The sequence below is a fragment of the Salinarchaeum sp. Harcht-Bsk1 genome (genome assembly GCF_000403645.1).
In the GTDB taxonomy this organism is placed as follows: domain Archaea; phylum Halobacteriota; class Halobacteria; order Halobacteriales; family Salinarchaeaceae; genus Salinarchaeum.
This window is the reverse complement of the sequence record NC_021313.1, coordinates 3135693-3154016: the sequence shown is the minus strand read 5'-3', so window position 1 is coordinate 3154016 and position 18324 is coordinate 3135693. Positions and strand designations below refer to the sequence as shown.

Annotated in this window: 15 protein-coding genes and 1 pseudogene; 3 read left to right on the top strand and 13 right to left on the bottom strand. The window is 65.5% G+C overall.

Translation table 11 applies throughout. The annotated features are described in order from the left end of the window. The first annotated feature begins 646 nt into the window (after window positions 1-646). Window positions 647-1819 carry a tubulin/FtsZ family protein gene (locus L593_RS14705; RefSeq protein ID WP_020447767.1) on the top strand — a complete coding sequence of 391 codons (1173 nt, stop codon included), beginning with the start codon at window positions 647-649 and terminating at the stop codon, window positions 1817-1819. Between the two features lie 61 nt (window positions 1820-1880). Here L593_RS14705 and L593_RS14700 read toward each other — a convergent pair. Further along, window positions 1881-2833 (bottom strand): annotated as a pseudogene (locus L593_RS14700) (TIGR03557 family F420-dependent LLM class oxidoreductase). Between the two features lie 260 nt (window positions 2834-3093). Here L593_RS14700 and L593_RS14695 point away from each other — a divergent pair. Further along, on the top strand, window positions 3094-3480 hold the full coding sequence (locus L593_RS14695) for a hypothetical protein (RefSeq protein ID WP_020447766.1): 387 nt from the start codon (window positions 3094-3096) through the stop codon (window positions 3478-3480). A gap of 18 nt (window positions 3481-3498) precedes the next feature. On the opposite strand, the gene gatA is transcribed toward L593_RS14695, so the two are convergent. After that, window positions 3499-4767 carry an Asp-tRNA(Asn)/Glu-tRNA(Gln) amidotransferase subunit GatA gene (gatA, locus tag L593_RS14690; protein WP_020447765.1) on the bottom strand — a complete coding sequence of 423 codons (1269 nt, stop codon included), beginning with the start codon at window positions 4765-4767 and terminating at the stop codon, window positions 3499-3501. After that, window positions 4768-5046, bottom strand: a complete 279-nt coding sequence (gene gatC / locus L593_RS14685) for an Asp-tRNA(Asn)/Glu-tRNA(Gln) amidotransferase subunit GatC (RefSeq protein WP_049894202.1) — start codon at window positions 5044-5046, stop codon at window positions 4768-4770. A gap of 307 nt (window positions 5047-5353) precedes the next feature. Between gatC and L593_RS14680 the strand changes: the two genes are divergently transcribed. Beyond that, a complete protein-coding gene (locus tag L593_RS14680; protein ID WP_020447763.1) occupies window positions 5354-6322 on the top strand; it encodes a transcription initiation factor IIB family protein in 969 nt (322 codons plus the stop codon). A gap of 109 nt (window positions 6323-6431) precedes the next feature. Here the strand turns inward: L593_RS14680 and L593_RS14675 are convergent, their stop codons facing one another. The 10 genes from L593_RS14675 to L593_RS14630 all read right to left on the bottom strand — a co-directional run bounded on the left by L593_RS14675 (window position 6432) and on the right by L593_RS14630 (window position 18293). Beyond that, window positions 6432-7478, bottom strand: coding sequence for a polymer-forming cytoskeletal protein (locus L593_RS14675; protein ID WP_020447762.1), 1047 nt, complete (start codon window positions 7476-7478; stop codon window positions 6432-6434). Window positions 7479-7582: 104 nt separating this feature from the next. Continuing rightward, window positions 7583-8995 carry an ABC transporter ATP-binding protein gene (locus tag L593_RS14670; protein ID WP_144060784.1) on the bottom strand — a complete coding sequence of 471 codons (1413 nt, stop codon included), beginning with the start codon at window positions 8993-8995 and terminating at the stop codon, window positions 7583-7585. Beyond that, complete coding sequence (locus L593_RS14665) at window positions 8988-10244, bottom strand: ABC transporter ATP-binding protein (protein ID WP_020447760.1); 1257 nt, start codon at window positions 10242-10244, stop codon at window positions 8988-8990. Before L593_RS14665 ends, L593_RS14670 begins: the two co-directional genes overlap by 8 nt. Beyond that, window positions 10244-11308, bottom strand: a complete 1065-nt coding sequence (locus L593_RS14660; RefSeq protein WP_020447759.1) for an ABC transporter permease — start codon at window positions 11306-11308, stop codon at window positions 10244-10246. Before L593_RS14660 ends, L593_RS14665 begins: the two co-directional genes overlap by 1 nt. After that, the gene (locus L593_RS14655; protein WP_049894201.1) at window positions 11308-12339 is read right to left on the bottom strand and encodes an ABC transporter permease; all 1032 of its coding nucleotides are present in this window, start codon (window positions 12337-12339) and stop codon (window positions 11308-11310) included. Before L593_RS14655 ends, L593_RS14660 begins: the two co-directional genes overlap by 1 nt. A gap of 14 nt (window positions 12340-12353) precedes the next feature. Next, entirely contained in the window at window positions 12354-14063 is a 1710-nt protein-coding gene (locus L593_RS14650) for an ABC transporter substrate-binding protein (RefSeq protein WP_020447757.1), read from the bottom strand. A 238-nt stretch (window positions 14064-14301) separates the two neighbouring features. Continuing rightward, on the bottom strand, window positions 14302-15792 hold the full coding sequence (locus L593_RS14645; RefSeq protein ID WP_020447756.1) for a glutamate-5-semialdehyde dehydrogenase: 1491 nt from the start codon (window positions 15790-15792) through the stop codon (window positions 14302-14304). Continuing rightward, the gene (gene proB / locus L593_RS14640; RefSeq protein ID WP_020447755.1) at window positions 15785-16645 is read right to left on the bottom strand and encodes a glutamate 5-kinase; all 861 of its coding nucleotides are present in this window, start codon (window positions 16643-16645) and stop codon (window positions 15785-15787) included. The genes L593_RS14645 and proB overlap by 8 nt, the downstream gene beginning before the upstream one ends. 4 nt (window positions 16646-16649) lie before the next feature. Then, the gene (gene proC / locus L593_RS14635; protein WP_049894199.1) at window positions 16650-17426 is read right to left on the bottom strand and encodes a pyrroline-5-carboxylate reductase; all 777 of its coding nucleotides are present in this window, start codon (window positions 17424-17426) and stop codon (window positions 16650-16652) included. 117 nt (window positions 17427-17543) lie between these two features. Continuing rightward, window positions 17544-18293 (bottom strand): ThuA domain-containing protein, encoded by a 750-nt coding sequence (locus tag L593_RS14630; RefSeq protein WP_020447753.1) that lies wholly within the window; start codon window positions 18291-18293, stop codon window positions 17544-17546. Between the last annotated feature and the right edge of the window lie 31 nt (window positions 18294-18324).

The following is an 18324-nucleotide window of genomic DNA, read 5'->3' as shown; positions in this document are numbered from 1 at the left end:
TTGCCCCTCACGTGCCCACACGTATCGGAATCGAGAACGAGTGGTCCAAAATCGGCGAGACCGATCGTCCGTGCGACGTGACGGGCACCGTCTCGGGCCGGTTCGAACGACGCCGATCGCGATGGGGATACGTTCGAGAACGGATTTCAAGGAGGCCGACCACGTCATGTCCCGATGGGGCTCCGAAGATCACGTTCGAGGGAACGAGATTCCTGGCCGTCGCGATTATCGCGCTTGTTCTTACTCGTTCAGGAGCCGCGCTGCAGTTGCCCGGACAGCGACTGGCCGGCCCGCCGTTACCCTGACAGTGACTGGCCGGCGCGCAGTTGCCCGGACAGCGACTGGCCAGCCCGCAGTTACCCGGACAGCAGTTTGACAGACAGCAGCTGGCCGCCCGTAGCCGCTTGACAGGAGGTGATTTAGCTCTGCTACCTCCGGCGTGCTGGCACACGTCGGACGATCGATGCCGACTCACTGCCGCTACGTTCCGGCACTCTGTGGAATGACGGGCCTAATCTGTGCTTGCAGCGCTTCGGCAGCGTGTCGAGTGGTAACACCCCGCCTCCGCGTAGAGCCCCGGATACTGTCCCAGACGGGGATAACTGCTCCATTACAAACTACACGTCAATTCTACTGAAATCGTACCATGAAAATCGCGCTCATCGGTGTGGGCAACGCCGGTGGCAAGATCGCCGACGAGCTATTCCGATATCAAAACGAGAGTGGTCGTGACCTCTGTCGAGCCGTCATGGCCGTCAACACGGCCGGCACCGATCTCGCGAAACTGGACACGATTCCGGAGGAGGATCGGCTGCTCCTCGGCCAGACGAACGGGCAGGTCAAGGGCCACGGCGTCGGTGCCGACCCGGACCTCGGTGCAACCGTGATCGAGGAGGACCTCCACGAGGTCGAACGAGCGCTCTCGGAGGTCCCGATTTACGACGTCGACGCGTTCATCGTCGTGGCGGGGCTCGGCGGCGGGACGGGGAGCGGAGGGGCGCCGGTGCTCGGCGAGATGCTCAACGAGACCTACGAGGAACCCGTGTTCGGCCTCGGCGTCCTCCCGAGTACCGAGGAAGGCGGACGGCCGTCCTACAATGCGGCCCGGGCGTTCCCCTCGTTCGTCGAGGCCACAGAGAACCTGATCGTCTTCGACAACGACGCCTGGCGCGGCAACGCCGACTCGATCGGCGGTGGGTACGAACGGACGAACCGCGAGATCGCCAAGCGCATCGAAACCCTGCTCTCGGCCGGGAACGTCGGTGAAGAGGTCTCCGAGAACGCGATGGACGCGAGCGACGTCCGTCGGACACTCGCGACCGGCGGCATCAGCACGATCGCGTACGCCGAGACCGGGATCGACCGGTCGACTTTCGAATCTCGTAGCTTCCTGAACCGGTTCCGCAAGAACGGCACCCAGGAGGACTCGGACAAGGCGAAGAAGATCAGCGGCCTCGTCCGGCAGGCCGTCCAGTCGCGGCTGACGCTCCCGGTGAACGTCGAGTCCGCGGAGCGATCGCTCATCGTGATCGCCGGCCCGCCCGAGGAGTTCTCGAGAAAGGGCCTCGAGAGTGCGCGGCGATGGGTCGAAGACCAGACGAACAGCATGGAGGTCCTCGCGGGCGACGCACCCATCCCCTCCGCAGACACGGTGTCTGCCGTCGTCATCCTCTCGAACGTGACCGACGTCGATCGCGTCGACGAACTCCAGTCGCAGGCCCTCGACGCCCGGGACAGCATCTCGGAGCAAAAGTCCGACCGCGAATCCGAGATCGAGGACCTGATCACGGACGACAACGACGAGATCAGTCCGGTCTGAGTCCGGGGAGCCTCCATCGTCGCCTCGATTGGCCGACCTGCGATCGAGCGCCAGACCGGCATTAGAACGACGGCAGCACTTCGTCGCGGTACGCGTCGACGAGTGCCGCCTGGTCGTCTCCGATCTGGTGGACGTAGACGTGGTCGTAGCCGGCGTCGATCGCCGTCTGGATCTGCTCGACGTGCGCGTCGAGATCCGGCCCGGTCAGGATCGAACTCTCGGCGACGTCCGCTCTCGAAACCATCTGGGTCGCCTGCTCGACGTGTCTTGGTGTCGGTAGGATCGAGTTGAGTTCCCCTTCGAGGCCCGTGATCGGCCACTGCTCGTAGGCCGTCTCGACGGCCTCGGCCTCCGTTTCCGCGACGCAGGCCTGTAGCTGGCAGACTCTCGGCCCGTCACCGCCTGCTTCCTCCCACGTCTCGACGACGTCCTGGGGCCCGACCGACCAGACCCGTCGCCGAACTCCGCCGCTGCCCGGGCCGCTCGCTCGCCGTAGGCAGAGACGCAGATGGGTGGCCGCTCTGCTGGGAGCGTGAAGAGTTGGGCGTTCTCGACGGTGTAGTGTTCGCCGTAGTGGCTGACTTCCTCGCCCGTCCAGAGCGCGTCGACGACCTCGACGGCCTCCTCGAGCATCTCCAATCGCACGGCGTGTTCTGGCCAGTGCTCGCCGACGACGTGTTCGTTGAGGTTCTCGCCGGTACCGACGCCCGCGTAGAACTGCCGACCGTCGAACATCGCCGCCGTCGTCGCCGCGGCTTGCGCGTAGATCGCCGGGTGGATGCGCTGGATCGGCGCCGAGACGCCAACGCCGACGTCGATCGATTCGGTCGCCGCCGAGACGCCACCGAGCGTCGACCAGACGAACGGCGAGTGACCCTGGGCGGTGGTCCAGGGGTGGTAGTGATCGGAGATGGAGAGAAAGTCGAAGCCCGCTGCCTCGGCCGTGCTGGCCTGCTCGACCAGATCCGTGGGACTGTGCTCCTCGCTCGAGAGCGTGTAGCCGATGTCGGTCATGGTGGGACTGAATTGCAGTCCCCGCTTCCCGTGCACAGTCCGGCCCAATCAGCCAAAAGGCACCGCCGGGACAGGGAGGACCATCGCCAGCAACGAGAGGGCCACCGCCAAAAAGGGAGGATCACCGCCAGCAAGGGGTGTGCCGTGCTAACAAGGGAGCACCGCCGAGAAGGGGAACCAGCGACGTGGCTCGGTCGTGACGAGCGGGTTCGATCGGAGGCTCCCAAATCGGTAAGTCACCCTGGTGCGAATCGCCGCTCGTGTCGATCGACGATCCGGACGACTCGGCCCAGGTCTACCTGACCGAGGCAGACGTCGCGATCCTCACGGGGATCGTCGGTCACCCGTACCGAATGCCCACGCTCCCGGAACTCTGCTGGGCGGCCGGGGAGCACGGTCGCGACCTGGTCAAGCGACGCCTCAACCGACTCGTCGAACAGGGACTCGTCGAAGAGGTCACGTTCGAGGACGGCGCGCCGTCGCCGAAGCTACCCGATCGCTTCTTCGCGACTACCGACTTCGGTTCGCACGTCCTCGACCGCCGACTCACCCCCGAGCGACAGCGTGCGCTCCAGGAGAGCTACGCCAAACTGGAGAAACCGGATCGGATCCTGCGCTACGAGCGGGCCCCTCGCCCGCCGCGGTGAGGCTGGTGCGAACCGCTCTCAGGCGAGTGCACTCCCGGCCCGAACGATCGTCTCCTCACCGAAAGCTGGACCCACGAACTGGATGCCGACCGGGAGGCCGTCCGTCTCGCCCGCAGGCACCGAGATCGCCGGAAGGTCGGCGAGGTTGACTGGCGTCGTGTTCGCGTCGGCGAGGTACATCGTCAGCGGATCGTCGAGCGATTCGCCGAGTTCGAATGGCGGGATCGGCATTGTCGGGGATGCCAGCACGTCGGCGTCATCGAGCGCCTCGTCGAAGTCCTGTTTGACCCACGCCCGGGCGTTCTGGGCCTGGTCGTAGTACTTCTCGTGGTAGCCCGCCGAGAGCGCGTACGTTCCGAGCAGAATGCGGCGGACGACCTCGTCGCCGAAGCCTTCGCGTCGCGCTTTCGCGAAGGTCTCGTTCCAGTTGCCGTCGTAGCCGCCGGAGTGTCCGTAGCGGACGCCGTCGAAGCGCGCGAGATTCGAGGAGGCCTCGGACATGGCGATCACGTAGTAGGCCTCGACGGCGTGCTCGAGGGAGGGCAGGGAGACCTCGTGAGTCGACGCGCCCTGGGCCTCGAGGTCGTCGATCGCGTCCCAGAAGGTCTCCACGACGCCGTCGTCCGCGCCGTCGAGCAGTTCGGTCGGGATGCCGACGTCGAGCCCCTCGACGTCGCCGTCCGCGGCATCGACGTAGTCGCTGTCCGCACCCTTCTCGCGCGTCGTCGCGTCGTTGGGGTCGGGGCCTGCGATCACGTCGAGGAGGGCTGCCGCTTCTTCGACGGTCGGCGCGATGGGGCCGATCTGTTCGAGGCTGTTGGCGTAGGCGACCAGCCCGTACCGGGAGACGAGACCGTAGGTCGGCTTGATGCCGACGACGCCACAGAAGGCCGCCGGACAGCGAACGGAGCCGCCGGTGTCCGTGCCGAGCGCGAGGTCGGCCTCACCGTCTGCGACGGCGGCCGCCGACCCGCCGGAGGAGCCACCTGGAACGTGGCCCGGTGCCGCCGGGTTGTCCGTCACGCCGAAGGCGGAGGTCTCGGTCGTCGTGCCCATGCCGAACTCGTCCATGTTCGTCTTGCCCACGACGGTCGCACCGGCGTCGAGGATCGACTCGACGACGGTGGCGTCGTAGGGCGGTTCGTACTCCGCGAGCATCGCGGAGCCACAGGTCGTCGGCACGCCCTGCGTGGAGATGTTGTCCTTGACGGCGACGGTGGCGCCGGCGAGTGGGCCATCGTCGGCCCCGGCGATCTCCATCTCGGTGATGAACGCGTCGTGGGCCATCTATGAGACGTTCGGCCCCTTGAAGAAGCCGTCCTCCGATTCGGGAGCGTTCGCGAGCGCTTCCTCCTGGTCGAGAGAGTCGCGTTCCTCGTCCGGTCGCATCACGTTCGTGAGATCTGCGTCGCGGTCGACCGCGGGGACCTCGTCGAGCGCATCGAAGGCCTCGAGAATGTCGGCGAACTGCTCGACGAACCGCTCGGCGTCCCCCTCGTCGAGATCCACGCGGGCGAGACTCGCCACGTGCTCGACCTCGTCTTCGTCGACGCGTTGCTCGCTCATGGCCGAATCCACTTGCGGACCGGGAGTAAGCGTTTCGAATGGCGGTCCGGTCACTCGACTGGCAGCTCCGGCGCTCGCCGCGATACAACCAGGCCGAGAAAACGCGTCGATTCCCGTCAATGGACCGACCGGTAGCCCCTCGAGCGGTCGCCTCGGTTGCGTCCCAGCGCTCGAACCGCTAAACGGCAGCGAGAACCGACGTATCGGCGCTTGCTGCCGGAATTGGGTCGAAATTGGGCAAAGACCTTAAGGTCTGTCCTGCGCAAGACATATAGGAGCGGTTTTCCCGAAAGGGAGTCCCACAATAATGTCAGACGGACGTAGAACCCGCGAACGGGAGCGTGACGAGACCGAGTCCGAAACAGAATCCGTCGACGAGACGGTCCAGTGTCCGGAGTGTGGCGGCAAGCTCGTCAACGACGAGGAACACGGCGAAACCGTCTGTCAGGATTGCGGACTGGTCGTCGAAACTGACGAGATCGACCGCGGCCCGGAGTGGCGCGCGTTCGACTCCCGCGAGAAGGACGAGAAGAGCCGCGTCGGCGCCCCCACGACGAAGATGATGCACGACGAGGGGCTCTCGACGAACATCGGCTGGCAGGACAAGGACGCCTACGGGCGCCAGCTCTCCAGCCGGCAGCGCGAAAAGATGCAGCGCCTGCGCACCTGGAACGAGCGCTTCCGCACGCGTGACTCGAAGGAGCGCAATCTCAAGCAGGCGCTCGGCGAGATCGACCGGATGGCGTCCGCGCTCGGTCTCCCCGAGAACGTCCGCGAGACCGCGAGTGTGATCTACCGGCGTGCGCTCGCCGAGGACCTCCTTCCAGGTCGGTCGATCGAGGGCGTCGCGACCGCGAGCCTGTACGCCGCTGCACGACAGGCCGGGACTCCCCGCAGCCTCGACGAAATCACGGCGGTCTCCCGCGTCGAGAAGGACGAGATCGCACGAACGTACCGCTACGTCGTCCGCGAACTTGGTCTAGAGATCAAACCCGCCGACCCGGAGCAGTACGTCCCGCGATTCGTTTCGGAACTCGGCCTCTCAGAAGAGGTCGAACGCCGTGCCAGGAAGCTCCTGAAGACGGCCAAGAGCGAGGGCATCCACAGCGGCAAGTCGCCGGTCGGCCTCGCCGCGGCGGCCGTCTACGCTGCATCGTTGCTCACCAACGAGAAGGTCACCCAGAACGAGGTTAGCCGGGTCGCGAACATCTCCGAGGTCACGATCCGGAACCGGTACCACGAGCTGCTCGAGGCGGAAGGCGCAATCGCGGGCTGAGGCGGAATCCGCCACGCCCGACTTCGGACGGACGGAGACCGTTTCTAAGAGAATACTGCTCCAAGAGATAGCACGGCGACTCGCTGACTGACGGTCGGATTGCGGTGTTCTACGACGCGGTTTCGTCGGCAGCGGTGGGCTCTGCATCTGAGTCGATTTCCCCGCGTCGCCGTCGCAGTTCGCGAGCACCGCTCACGCCGAGTGCTCCCAGCCCGAGTAACAAGGTCACGAACTGAACGAGTCCACCGACGTAGGGCAGTTGCGTGAGCACCCCGACGCCGACAAGTCCCACGCCCAGGCCGAGCCACGGCGAGTCGCGGCCGGCCCGCCTGACGAGCACGTACCCGACCGCGAACCGGCCGTACACGAGTCCGATCCAGCAGACGATCCCGAAGATGACCAGCCCCGCAATCGAGACGGGGATCCCCACGATCGTGAGCAACAGGAGCACGAGCACGATCGGGACGCCAACGAACACACCCAGCCCAGCAGCCCCGGTGACGAGTGGGTCGGATTCGATCCGATCCACCACGGACCTGCTGTACTCCGGGAACGCCAGGAGCAACACCGCGCCGAGTGCTGCGTGGGCGAGCATCGCGAAGACCGTCACGAACCAGCCCCAGAGCGGGGGCACGAGCACTGGGCCGATCTGGAGGGCGACCCGCTGGTCGACCGATCCGAGCACGCGCGACCCCTCGAGTCGCTCCAGATCGCCCGTGTACTCCAGATCGCCGAGGACGACGGATCGCTCGCCGAGCTGGGTCGTCCCGGAGGCCGAACGGACGTTGCCCCCGACGCTCCCGTCGATCGCCAGCGTCCCTGCGGCGACGGAGACGTCGCCGCGAACCGAGCCGTCGACGACCACAGTGCCGGCAGCCGCCTGCAGATTGCCCGAAATCGTCCCCTGGACCTGCACCGTACCAGCGAACGCCTGCACGTCGCCGTCGACGTCTCCCTGGATGATGACCGTCCCCGCGAACACCCGCACGTCGCCGTCGATCGGACCCTCGATGACGACGGTCCCGCCGGAGTAGGTGCCCCCCTCGTCGACGCGCGTCGTGTCCTGACCGGTGACGACGCCGACGGCGCCGACGACCGGGACGAGCACGAGCAGCGCGGCTGTGAGAAGGACGAAGATCCTGCGATCGGCGAACACGAATAGCTATACGGTAACAAGCGGCATAAACCTGCGCAACGGCCGGTCGAAACCGACGTGAGTGCCCGCCATGACGAAATCGATCGACGACCGCGTAGCCCTGCTCAATCCGAACTGGCGTTCTCCGCGTCAACCGAATCGGCAGATCCGACATCGGGTCTCGCGCCCGTCGATCGGCCGTCCTCGACCGGTGGCTGGTCGTAGAGGTGACACGCGACGGGGTGATCGGCGCCGTCCTGCAACACCGGCGTGACGGTCTCACAGATGCTCTCGTAGTCGTCAGCGAGCACCGCCGCAGCCTCGTCCCAGTCGCCGTAGCAGAGTTCGCGGAACGCCTCACGCACCGTACGGTCGTGCGGTGCGGACAGATCGACGTCCACGAGTCGCGTTTCCAGGCGGTCGACGAACGCGTCCACGTGCTGGTCGCGATAGTCGTCCGTCCCGTCGCCGGACCTGTCGAGGTACGACCTGATCGATCCGAACGACGACGGGGGCCCATCCGCGACGTAGTCCCAGACCGAATCCAGGTCGACGTCCTCGGATTCGATGCGCTCCCGGACGTCCATGATCTGTCGGTACTCCGCCTGTTCGACGTCGAGCGCGTCGGGTGGGATGACGTCGGGACACCGCGTCCTGAACCGGCAGCCGCTGGGCGGATTGCGCGGTGACGGGACGTCGCCGGATAGCGTTTCGACGTCGCGATCTCGCTCGTCCGTCGAGGCCCGCGGCACGCTCTCCAGCAGCGCCTGCGTGTAGGGGTGTCGTGGCGACTCGAAGATCTCACCGACCGGACCGACCTCCACAAGTTCGCCGAGATACATCACCGCGACGCGATCGCAGATGTGGCGAATAACGGAGAGGTCGTGGGAGATCAGCAGATAGGTGAGGTCGAACTCGTCCTGCAGGTCCGAGAGCAAGTTGAGGATCTGGGCCTGTACCGAGACGTCCAGCGCACTCGTCGGCTCGTCGAGCACGAGGAACTCCGGTTCGAGCGCGAGTGCTCGCGCGATTCCGATCCGCTGGCGCTGGCCACCGGAGAACTCGTGGGGGTAGCGGTCGTACTGGTCGGCGCTCAGGCCGACGCGCTCGAGCAGGTCGTGGACTCGCTCACGTTGCTCGGCCAGCGTTCCAACGCCGTGGACCTCCAGCGGTTGCCGGACGATCGCACCGACGGTCATCCGTGGATCCAGACTCGAGAACGGATCCTGGAACACCACCTGCGCGTTTCGGCGGAACGTCCGCATCCCGCTCCGAGAGAGCGAGAACACGTCGTCCCCGTCGAATCGCACGGTGCCGCCGGTGGGCTCCTGAAGCCCGAGCAGCGTCTCGCCGGTCGTGGACTTGCCACAGCCCGATTCGCCGACGAGACCGAGCGTTTCGCCCTCGTGGACGTCGAAGCTGATCCCGTCGACTGCTTTGATCGACACCGGATCCGACCCCATGATACGGTCGACGTAGGTGTCGCGCTCGAAGAAGTACTTCTCGAGGTCGCGAACTTCGAGCAGTGGTTCAGTCATCGGCTCCCACCTCGTCTGCGCGAACTTCGGAGGCGCGCGTTCCGTCTCCGCCGTCGCCATCACTGCCCGTCGCTCCATCTCCGTCCTCGAAGTACCCTTCCGGCAACGCCTGCTCCGGTTCGTAGGGATGGTCCGCGAGGTAGCACTTCGCGCGGTGATTCGCGGTGCCGGGCCCGTCGAATTCGGGGGGTTTCTCCAGACATTCCTCCATCGCTTTCGGACACCGGTCCGCGAAGTAACAGCGGTCCTCCATCTCGTGGTCGAGGAGACTCGGGACGTTGCCCTCGATGGGCTGGAGCCGTCCGCCGGCGGATTCGAGGTCGGGGATCGATCCCAGCAAGCCCCGCGTGTAGGGATGGATGGGATCGTCGAACACGTCCTCGAGGGTGCCCCGTTCGACGATTTCGCCGGCGTACATCACGCCGACGCGATCGCACATCCGCGCGATGACGCCGAGGTTGTGCGTGATGAGCAGGATGGTCATCCCGGTTTCCTCCTGCAGGTCCCGGAGGAGGTCGAGGATCTGTGCCTGGATCGTGACGTCGAGCGCGGTCGTCGGTTCGTCGGCGATCAACACGTTCGGTTCGCCAGCCAGGGCCTGCGCGATCATCGCCCGCTGGAGCATCCCGCCGGAGTACTCGTGGGGAAGCGCCTCGGCGCGCTCCGCCGGATCGGGAATCCCGACCATCTCGAGGAGTTCGATCGCCCGGGCCTTGCTCTCCTCGCTGAGATACCCGCGGCCGGGGACAGCCGCGCCGACGAGGAACTTGCCGAGTCCGTAGGACTGGGTCCGGGAGCGGGTCGATCGGGGGTTCGCGCTCGCGCGGCGCTGCACCTCGACGGCCTCCGCGATCTGCTCGCCGACCGGCAGTGACGGGTTGAGGCTGCTCGCTGGATCCTGGAAGATCGACGCGAAGTCGGGCCCTCGAAGCGCACGGCGGTGTCGGAGCGCCAACTGACGCACGTCGACGAAGTCGCCGTCGACGGCCGCGTCACCGCGGTCGCGAGCGGCGTCCGCGAGCGCCTCGTTGCGATACCAGATCTCACCGTCGGTGACGCGACCCGGGTCGTCGATCAGGTCGACCAGAGAGAGTGCCGTGACGCTCTTGCCAGAGCCCGATTCACCGACGATGCCCAGCACCTCGCCTTCGCGGACGTCGAAGGAGACGTCCTCGACGGCGTTGACCTGCCCCTCTTGCGTGAAGAAGCGGGTCGTCAGTCCGCGGACGCGGAGGAGGTCCTCGGGCATCAGACACCGCCCTCCCCCTGGTCGATGCCAGGGTCGAGTGCGTCGCGGAGCCAATCGCCGAGCAAGTTGATCCCCACGACGGCGATCACGATGGCGACGCCCGGCACGGTCGCGATCCACCACGAGGACGAGAGGTAGTTCCGCCCCTGCGATATGTCGATCCCCCACGAGAGGTTGGCCCCGGAGAACCCGAGGAACGACAGCGCGCTCTCGAGGAGGATGATCGCGGCGACCTGGATCGTCGCGAGAACGATGATCGGCGTGACGCTGTTGGGGAGGACGTGCTGGATGACGATTCCTCTCGGGAACGGGAGTCGTCGACCGAAGACGTAGACGGAGCCGATCTCGACGTCCCGCATTCCGCTGGCTCGCGCCGCCTTGATGTACTCCTCGTTGCGAACCCGCAGTGCCTCACCGCGCGCGACGCGCGCGAACCACACCCAGTTGACGAGGGCGACCACGATGATGACAGTGCCCGGTACCACGGTCGCTTCCGGCATGTCCGGAGTGATTCCGAGCGCGTGGAACGGGTCGGGTATCTCGTAGGACTGCTGTCCCCAGATGCCGACGAGCGCGATCGCGAGCACGAGCGATGGGAACGCCAGCATGATGTCGGCCGCCCGCATGAAGCCGTCGTCGACCCGTCCGCCGTAGTAGCCGGACACGAGGCCGACGCTCACGCCGAACAGTGCGGCGAGCGCTGTGCCGATGATGCCGACGACGAGGGACGTCCGCGCGCCGAAGAGGACTCGAGAGAGCACGTCCCGGCCGACGTGGTCGGTCCCGAGTGGATGCTCGCTCTTCGCGTTGACCTCGACCTTCTCCTCGACGATCTGAATCTCTCCGTCGACCATCTGCGACGTCGACTGGTTCTTCGTCTCACTGAAGCCGAGTGGCGGGAGATTGCTGTCCTCTGGATTCGTTTTGGTCGGGTCGTGCGGCGCGAGGACGGGCGCGAGGATCGCCGCCGTGACGATGAAGAGGACCAGCAGGACGCCGAGCTTCGCGAGGTGACTCCGACGCAACTCCGCTCGCAGGTTTCGCCAGGTTCGATCTGAGACCATTATTCGAATCCCACCTTCGGGTTCAGGTAGCCGTACAGCGCATCGACGACGATGTTGATGATGACGAAGCTCACGCCGATGACGATCAGCGACGCCTGGATCACCGGCCAGTCACGATCGTTGATCGCGTCGATCAGGAGCGATCCCAGCCCGGGCCAGGCGAAGACCTGTTCGGTGATGACCGCGCCGCCGATGAGCGTCCCGAGCTGCAGCCCGAGAACCGTGATGATCGGAATGAGGGTGTTCCTGAGGGCGTGCCGGTAGCGCACCAGCGTCTCCGGGAGCCCCTTCGCTCGCGAGGCAGTCACGTACTCCTTCCCAAGTTCGTCGAGCATTCCACTCCGGGTCAATCGCGTGATGAGCGCGGTGAAGTACGTGCCCAGGGTGATCGCCGGAAGTGCGATGTGCCAGAGCCACGTCCCCAGATCGTCGCCGAACGAACCGAGCTTCATCGGGAACGATACCGACGGATCGCCGGTGTGGATCACGATCAGGTTACTCCAGGCCTCGAGGAAGCCGATCGGTCGCTGGCTCGTCGGAAACAGGTCGAGCTGGACCGATAGGACGAGGATGAGCATGATCCCGAGCCAGAAGTTCGGCGTCGAGATTCCGAGAAGCGAGAACAGCGTCGCTCCGTAGTCGGCCGGGCTGTGTCGTCGAGTGGCGGCGACGACGCCGAGTGGAATCGAGAGCACGAACGCGACGACGCTCGCGGCGATTGCCAGTTCGACGGTCGCCGGTACCCGGAGCCAGACCACCTCGCTCGCAGGGAGGCCTCGCTGGAACGAGTAACCGAAATCGGCCTGTAGGACGCCAACGATGTAGTCGGCGTACTGGACGTGAATCGGCTGGTCGAGCCCGAGATCTGCGGCGATCCGCTCCTTGAGTTCGGGACTCGCGTCCAGTGGAGCGATAAACGTCACTGGGTCGCCTGGGGAGAGAAATCGAAGGAGGAAGACCACAGTAATCACTCCCCAGACCACCAGCAGGCCCTGCAACGTTCGTCTGACGAGGAACCGTCCCAACGACATCGATCGCTGGGCGATTACTGACTACCGGGCAGGCTCTGCGCCTCGTCGACGAGGGTGTCGAAGTCCTCGTTCTGCCACGAGGTCAGGGCCCCGTCACTGGTGAGCAGCGGGATGATCGTCTGGCTGGCGTCGAAGACCGCGTTCCCCCACCCGATCAGGTACCAGTCCGGACTCGTGGAGAGATCGCCGTCGGTGAGTTCACCCGCGAGCGAAGCGAACTCGCGCTGGTTGACGCTCGCACTGACGTTGCTGAGTTCGTCGACGTAGCCCGCGGTCGCCTGTGCGATTTCGAGGTCCTTCAAGTACCGGCCGACCGGGGTGTGGAGTTCGAGTTCCACACCGGCGTACCCCGACGCCTCGACGAGTTGCTCGGCCATCTCGGGATCGTACGGGTACGGATCCAGGTCCGGGTTGTAGCCGACGAAGCCCTCGAGCGTCGGTTGTGCCGTCTGGTCGGCGAAGGTCTGGAGCACGTTCTGCACGATCGACTCCAGGTCGATGGCGTAGTTCATCGCGCGACGGAATAGCGGGTCGTCGAAGGGTTCTGCGTTGTACTTCATCCCGTTGTAGATGATCCGCGTACTGGGAACGGGAGCCATCTCCGTCGAGGACTCGTCCTGGACGCGGGAGACCTCCTGGGGCGGGACGTTGACGACAATGTCGGTCTCTCCCTGGAGGAGCTGGTTGACCCGAGTGCTGTCTTCCGATGCAGCCCTGAACTCGAGCGTGTCGAACTCTGGCGCTCCGCGCCAGTGATCGTCGAAGGCTTCGTACACCACGCTCTCCCCCGATTCGTAGGACGAAAGCTGGAACGCTCCCGTGCCGTTCATGTCCGAGTTGATCTCGGAGGTGTCCCTGGACTCGATCCAGTCGCGCTGGACGATGTTACAGTAGGACGCGAACAGCGAGAAGATCACGGGGTTGATGCCATCGGAGAAGACGTCCACTGCGCGCTCCCCGTCGACGACCTCGGCCCCGGTGACCCCAGCAAGCTGGTCGTTCTGTGGGCTCTCCAGGCTCACTTCGGGATCGACGACCCGGTTGATGCTGAACGCAACGTCGTCCGGCGTCAGTTCGTCGCCGTTGTGGAACGTGACGCCCTCGCGAATCTGGAACCGAACGTGCCCCTCCTCGATGCGCTCCCAGTCCGACGCGAGCGCGCCTTCGATTTCGTCGTCGGGCGTTCGCATGAGCAGGCGATCGTACGCCTGCGTGACGATGTTGTCAGTCGGCGTCTCGCGGTGAGCGTGCGGGTCGAGCCCGGTGTCCATCTGGCCCTGGGTGACCGTAACCGAGTTCCCGTCCGGGCTCATCGGGTACGCCCAGATCAGTTCGTCGCTCCGCGCGGTCCACTCGAGGCTCGTTACCTTCCCGTAGTTACTGTACTGTCGGTTCAGGAAGATCCAGGGCGCCTCCTGGTGGGCCGCGAGATTCGCTCGCTGCAGGTACCCTTCGCGACTCGAGGGCTCCTCGAGGTCCTGCCAGTAGTCGTCCTGCATGATACCTTCAGGGACGTCGTCACCTCCACCGCCGTCGGTATCGTCGCCGTCGGTGTCACCGCCACCGCTATCGGTGCCACTGTCGTCGCCCCCGTCCCCGTCCCCGTCGTCGTCACCGTCACCGTCGCTCGTACATCCAGCGAGCGATATTCCCGCGATCGATGCACCTGCCACGGATCCGTGCTTGAGGAACGTCCGCCGATCGAACCAGTTGTCGTCCGCCATGTGGGATTCGATGTGGGAGGTCACCTAATAGTTCATGGTTAATGCAGAAAATTTGTAGTGGTAAATTTACCACCCGCGTAGATAAACGATAGCGGGAGAGGTACGGGTGCGACAATAGTGGTCCCTGGTGGACAGAATGTCGCATATATACGTAACCAAACTGGCTGTTACCGTCGCGGGCTACGCGTGAACAGTCGATGGGGCACGACGCGGCGCGAGTGCGGCTCCCAGAGCCGCCTTAGCCAGACCTGTCTGATGAGAGCTGGCCGGGCCTCCACTCGCCGTCGAAGTCCTCGTGGCGGAATGGTTTCGCGTCCGCGCCCGCGTATGTGCCCACGATTTGCCCGTCGCCCTCGAGGTAGTACTGGTACGTCGTCAGCCCCTCGAGACCGACTGGGCCCCGTGCGTGGATCTTCCCGGTGCTGATACCCACCTCTGCACCGAGTCCGTACCGGAACCCGTCTGCGAAGCGCGTCGACGCGTTGTGAAACACGCTCGCGGAGTCGAGACTCCGCATGAAGAAGCGCGCGTGGCCGGTGTCCTCCGTCACGATCGAATCCGTGTGCTTCGATCCGTACGTCGCAACGTGATCGACGGCGTCGTCGATGGAGTCGACGACCCGGATCGCGACGATCAGGTCGCCGTACTCGGTGTCCCAGTCTTCCTCGCTCGCAGCAGCCACGTCGACGATCGCTCGCGTCTGCTCGTCGCCACGGATCTCGACGTCAGCCTCCCGGTAGCGCTCCGCGATCTCGGGCAGGAATTCGTCGGCGACCGCCTCGTGGACGAGGACCGTCTCGACGGCGTTGCAGACCGCCGGATACTGGACCTTGGCGTCGAACGCGATGTCGCTCGCCATCGAGAGGTCCGCGGCGTCGTCGACGTAGACGTGACAGACGCCCTCGGTGTGGCCGAGGACGGGGATGTGCGTGTTCTGCTGGATGTACTCGACGAACTCGGAACTCCCCCGGGGCATCACGAGGTCGATCGCGTCGTCCATCTCGAGGACGGTGTCCACGTCCGCGCGAGCCTCGATGAGTTGGGCCCAGCCGTCGGGCAGTTCGTCGTCGGCTTCGTGGCGATCACCGGCGTCGTCTTCAGCGGTATCGTCGTCAGCGGCGTCGTCATCACCGGCATCCTCCTCGGCGGCGTGAGCACCGGCATCCTCGTCGCCGGTTTCTTCGTCGCCGTCGACCGCGAATCCGGCGGTCGCGTCCTCGATGAGTTCGTAGAGGACGCGATTCGAATGGCTCGCCTCGCTACCGCCTTTCAGGATCACGGCGTTCCCGGAGCGAAGGCAGAGCGCGGCGATCTGGACGAGGGCGTCGGGTCGGGACTCGAAGATGGTGCCGACGACGCCGATCGGCACGGAGACGCGATAGAGCTCAAGTCCGTCGTCGAGCGCTCGCGCGGTCTGCGTGTCGCCGAGGGGGTCGTCCTGCCCCGCGACGCTCCGGACCATCTCCTCGATGCTCTCAAGTTTGGACTCCGAGAGTTTCAGCCGGTCGACCAGCGCCTGCGTGTACTCGCCGGCCTCCAGGAGTTCCTCGGCCTCGGCGACGTCGCGCTCGTTCGCCGCCAGGATCTCGTCGTGATTCGCCGCGATGGCGTCGGCAATTTCGTGGAGGGCTGCCGATCGCATCCGATCGGAACACTTCGCGAGCGAGAGCGCCGCGCGCTCCGCGTCGGCGACCTTCTCCGCCGTCGGTTTTTCCAGTTGCTCACTCATCGGTCTCACCGTTCGTGGGAACGAACAGGGTGCCCACGGGTTTGCCTGTCACGATCTGTTCGAGGACGTCGGGCTCCGTCGACTTCGCGATGATCGCAGGGATCTCGTGCTCGCTCACCTCGCGTGCGCCGTGGACTTTCGTCTGGATGCCGCCGAACGTCGCCGAGGAACTCCGGTCGACGAGCTGTTGGACCTCGGCGTAGTTGTTGCCGACGACCTCGATTCGCTCGGCGGCGTCGTCCTCCTTCGGATTGGCGGTGTAGACCCCGCCAACGTCGGTCAGCGTCACGAGCAGATCCGCTCCGACCCCGATCGCGACCGAGGAGGAGAGCATGTCGTTGTCGCCGATCCGGATCTCCTCGGTGGCCACGGCGTCGTTCTCGTTGATGATCGGAACGACGTCCCACTCGAGGAGCGTCTCGACGGTGTTCGTGAAATTCGTGAACCGCTCGGTGTCCTCGAGGTCGTTCTCGGTGAGGAGAATCTGTGCGACCGTCCGGTCGTAGCGGTCGAAGCTGTCGGAGTACTCTGCCATCAACTGTGACTGGCCGACCGTCGAGAGCGCCTGAGACTCCTCCACCGTGTCGTTGGGGTAGTCGACGCGGCCCTTGCCTGCGCCGACCGCGCCCGAGGACACGAGCAGCACCTCTCTGTCGCGTTCGAGCAGGTCGTTGACGTCGTCGACGAGTTTGGCCACCTTCTCGACGTCGAGGTTCGACTCGTCGTCGGTCAGCGTGTTCGTCCCGGCCTTGACGACCACGCGCTCTGCGTCGGCGGCGAGTTTGCGGGCAGCGTCTGCCGTTTCGGCACTCACGGACTCGACCTCGTCGTCGGTTCCGACTGTGTCGCTCATTGAATCAGGCATCGCTGGACTCGGCGGCCAGTTCCCTGGAACGGCGCTCTGCGGCGGCGACTGCCGCGGCGAGTTCCTCGTCCACGTCGCTGTTCCAGAGGACGTCCATCCCCTCGATCGTGGTTCCGTTCGGCGAACAGACCGCGTCGATGAGGTCCTCGATTGGTTCGTCGGACCGCAGGACCGTCTCCGCGGCGCCCTTGAACGTCTGTGCGGCGAGTACCTGTGCGTCCTCGGTGTCGAGCCCCGCATCCTCGCCGGCCTGCTGCATCGCCTGGATGAGATAGAAGACGAAGGCCGGGCCGCTGCCGTTGACCGCCGTCGCGATGTCCATGTACTCCTCGTCGACCTCGACGAACACGCCGGCCTCTTCGAGCAGCGCCTCGATTTCGGGAGTTAGCTCGCCCCCGGTGACGGCGGCGGCCATGTTCCCCGTCGCAGCAGCGAGATTCGGCATGACGCGGAGCACCGTCGCGTCGGTGAGCGGTTCGATGACGTCCGTCGAGACACCGGCGGCGAAGGAGACCAGGGTCTGGTCAGCATCGAGATCGAGTTCCTCGACGACGCCAGGGGCGATGTCCGGCTTGACCACGACGAAGACGATGTCGGATGCCGTCGCGACGTCGAGGTCGGTCGTCGTCTCCGTGCTGTACTCCGACACCGACGCGAGTGCCTCCTCGTCGACGTCGTAGGCGATCACCGTGTGATCGCCGGACTGGGCGAGGCCCCGCACGAGGGCACTGCCCATGTTACCGCAGCCGATAACGCTAGCTCGTGCCATTCTATGCCCCTTCTCGTACAGAGAGGGACATAGCGCCTGTGATTTTCGCACGCGACGAACCCGTACGCGACGAACGCGGGATCGGCCCTCGACCGTCCCGTCGGCACCGACGTCCGATCAGTGAACGGTGCTGTCGGACTCGATGTCGACGTCCTCCCGGGGCTCCTGGTTCCCCTGAAGAGACGTCCCCGGGTTCGCGACGGGCGCAGCCCACTCTACGGCGTTCGCGAGCACGTCGCGCACGTCTTCACGGTGATAGATCGGGTAGGTCTCGTGGCCGGGACGGAAGTAGAAGATCCGACCGTTCCCGCGGCGGTAGCAACAGCCCGAGCGGAACACCTCACCGCCCTGGAACCAGGACGTGAATACGAGTTCGTCGGGGGCCGGTACGTCGAAGCGCTCGCCGTACGTCTCGGCCGCGTCGATTTCGATGCAATCGTCGACGCCCTGTGCGATCGGGTGGCCAGGCTCGATCACCCAGATTCGCTCGCGGTCGTCTGCTTCCCGCCACTTCAACGAGCAGGAGGTCCCCATCAGCCGCTTGAACGGTTTGGAGTAGTGCCCCGAGTGGAGCACGATCAGTCCCATCCCGTCGCGCACTCGCTCGGTTATCCGCTCCACGACCTCCTCCTCGACCTCGTCGTGGGCGGTGTGCCCCCACCAGGTGAGGACGTCGGTCTCCTCAAGGACTGCTTCGGTCAGTCCGTGTTCGGGCTCCTGGAGCGTCGCGGTTCGCGTCTCGTATCCGCGGTCCTCGAGCCCAGTGGCGATCGCGTCGTGGATTCCGTCGGGGTACACCTCGGCGACCGCGTCGTTCTCGCGCTCGTGGACGAACTCATTCCAGACGGTGACCTGCTGCGAAGCCATGCTCGGGGGAACATCGAGGAGTGACAAGCGG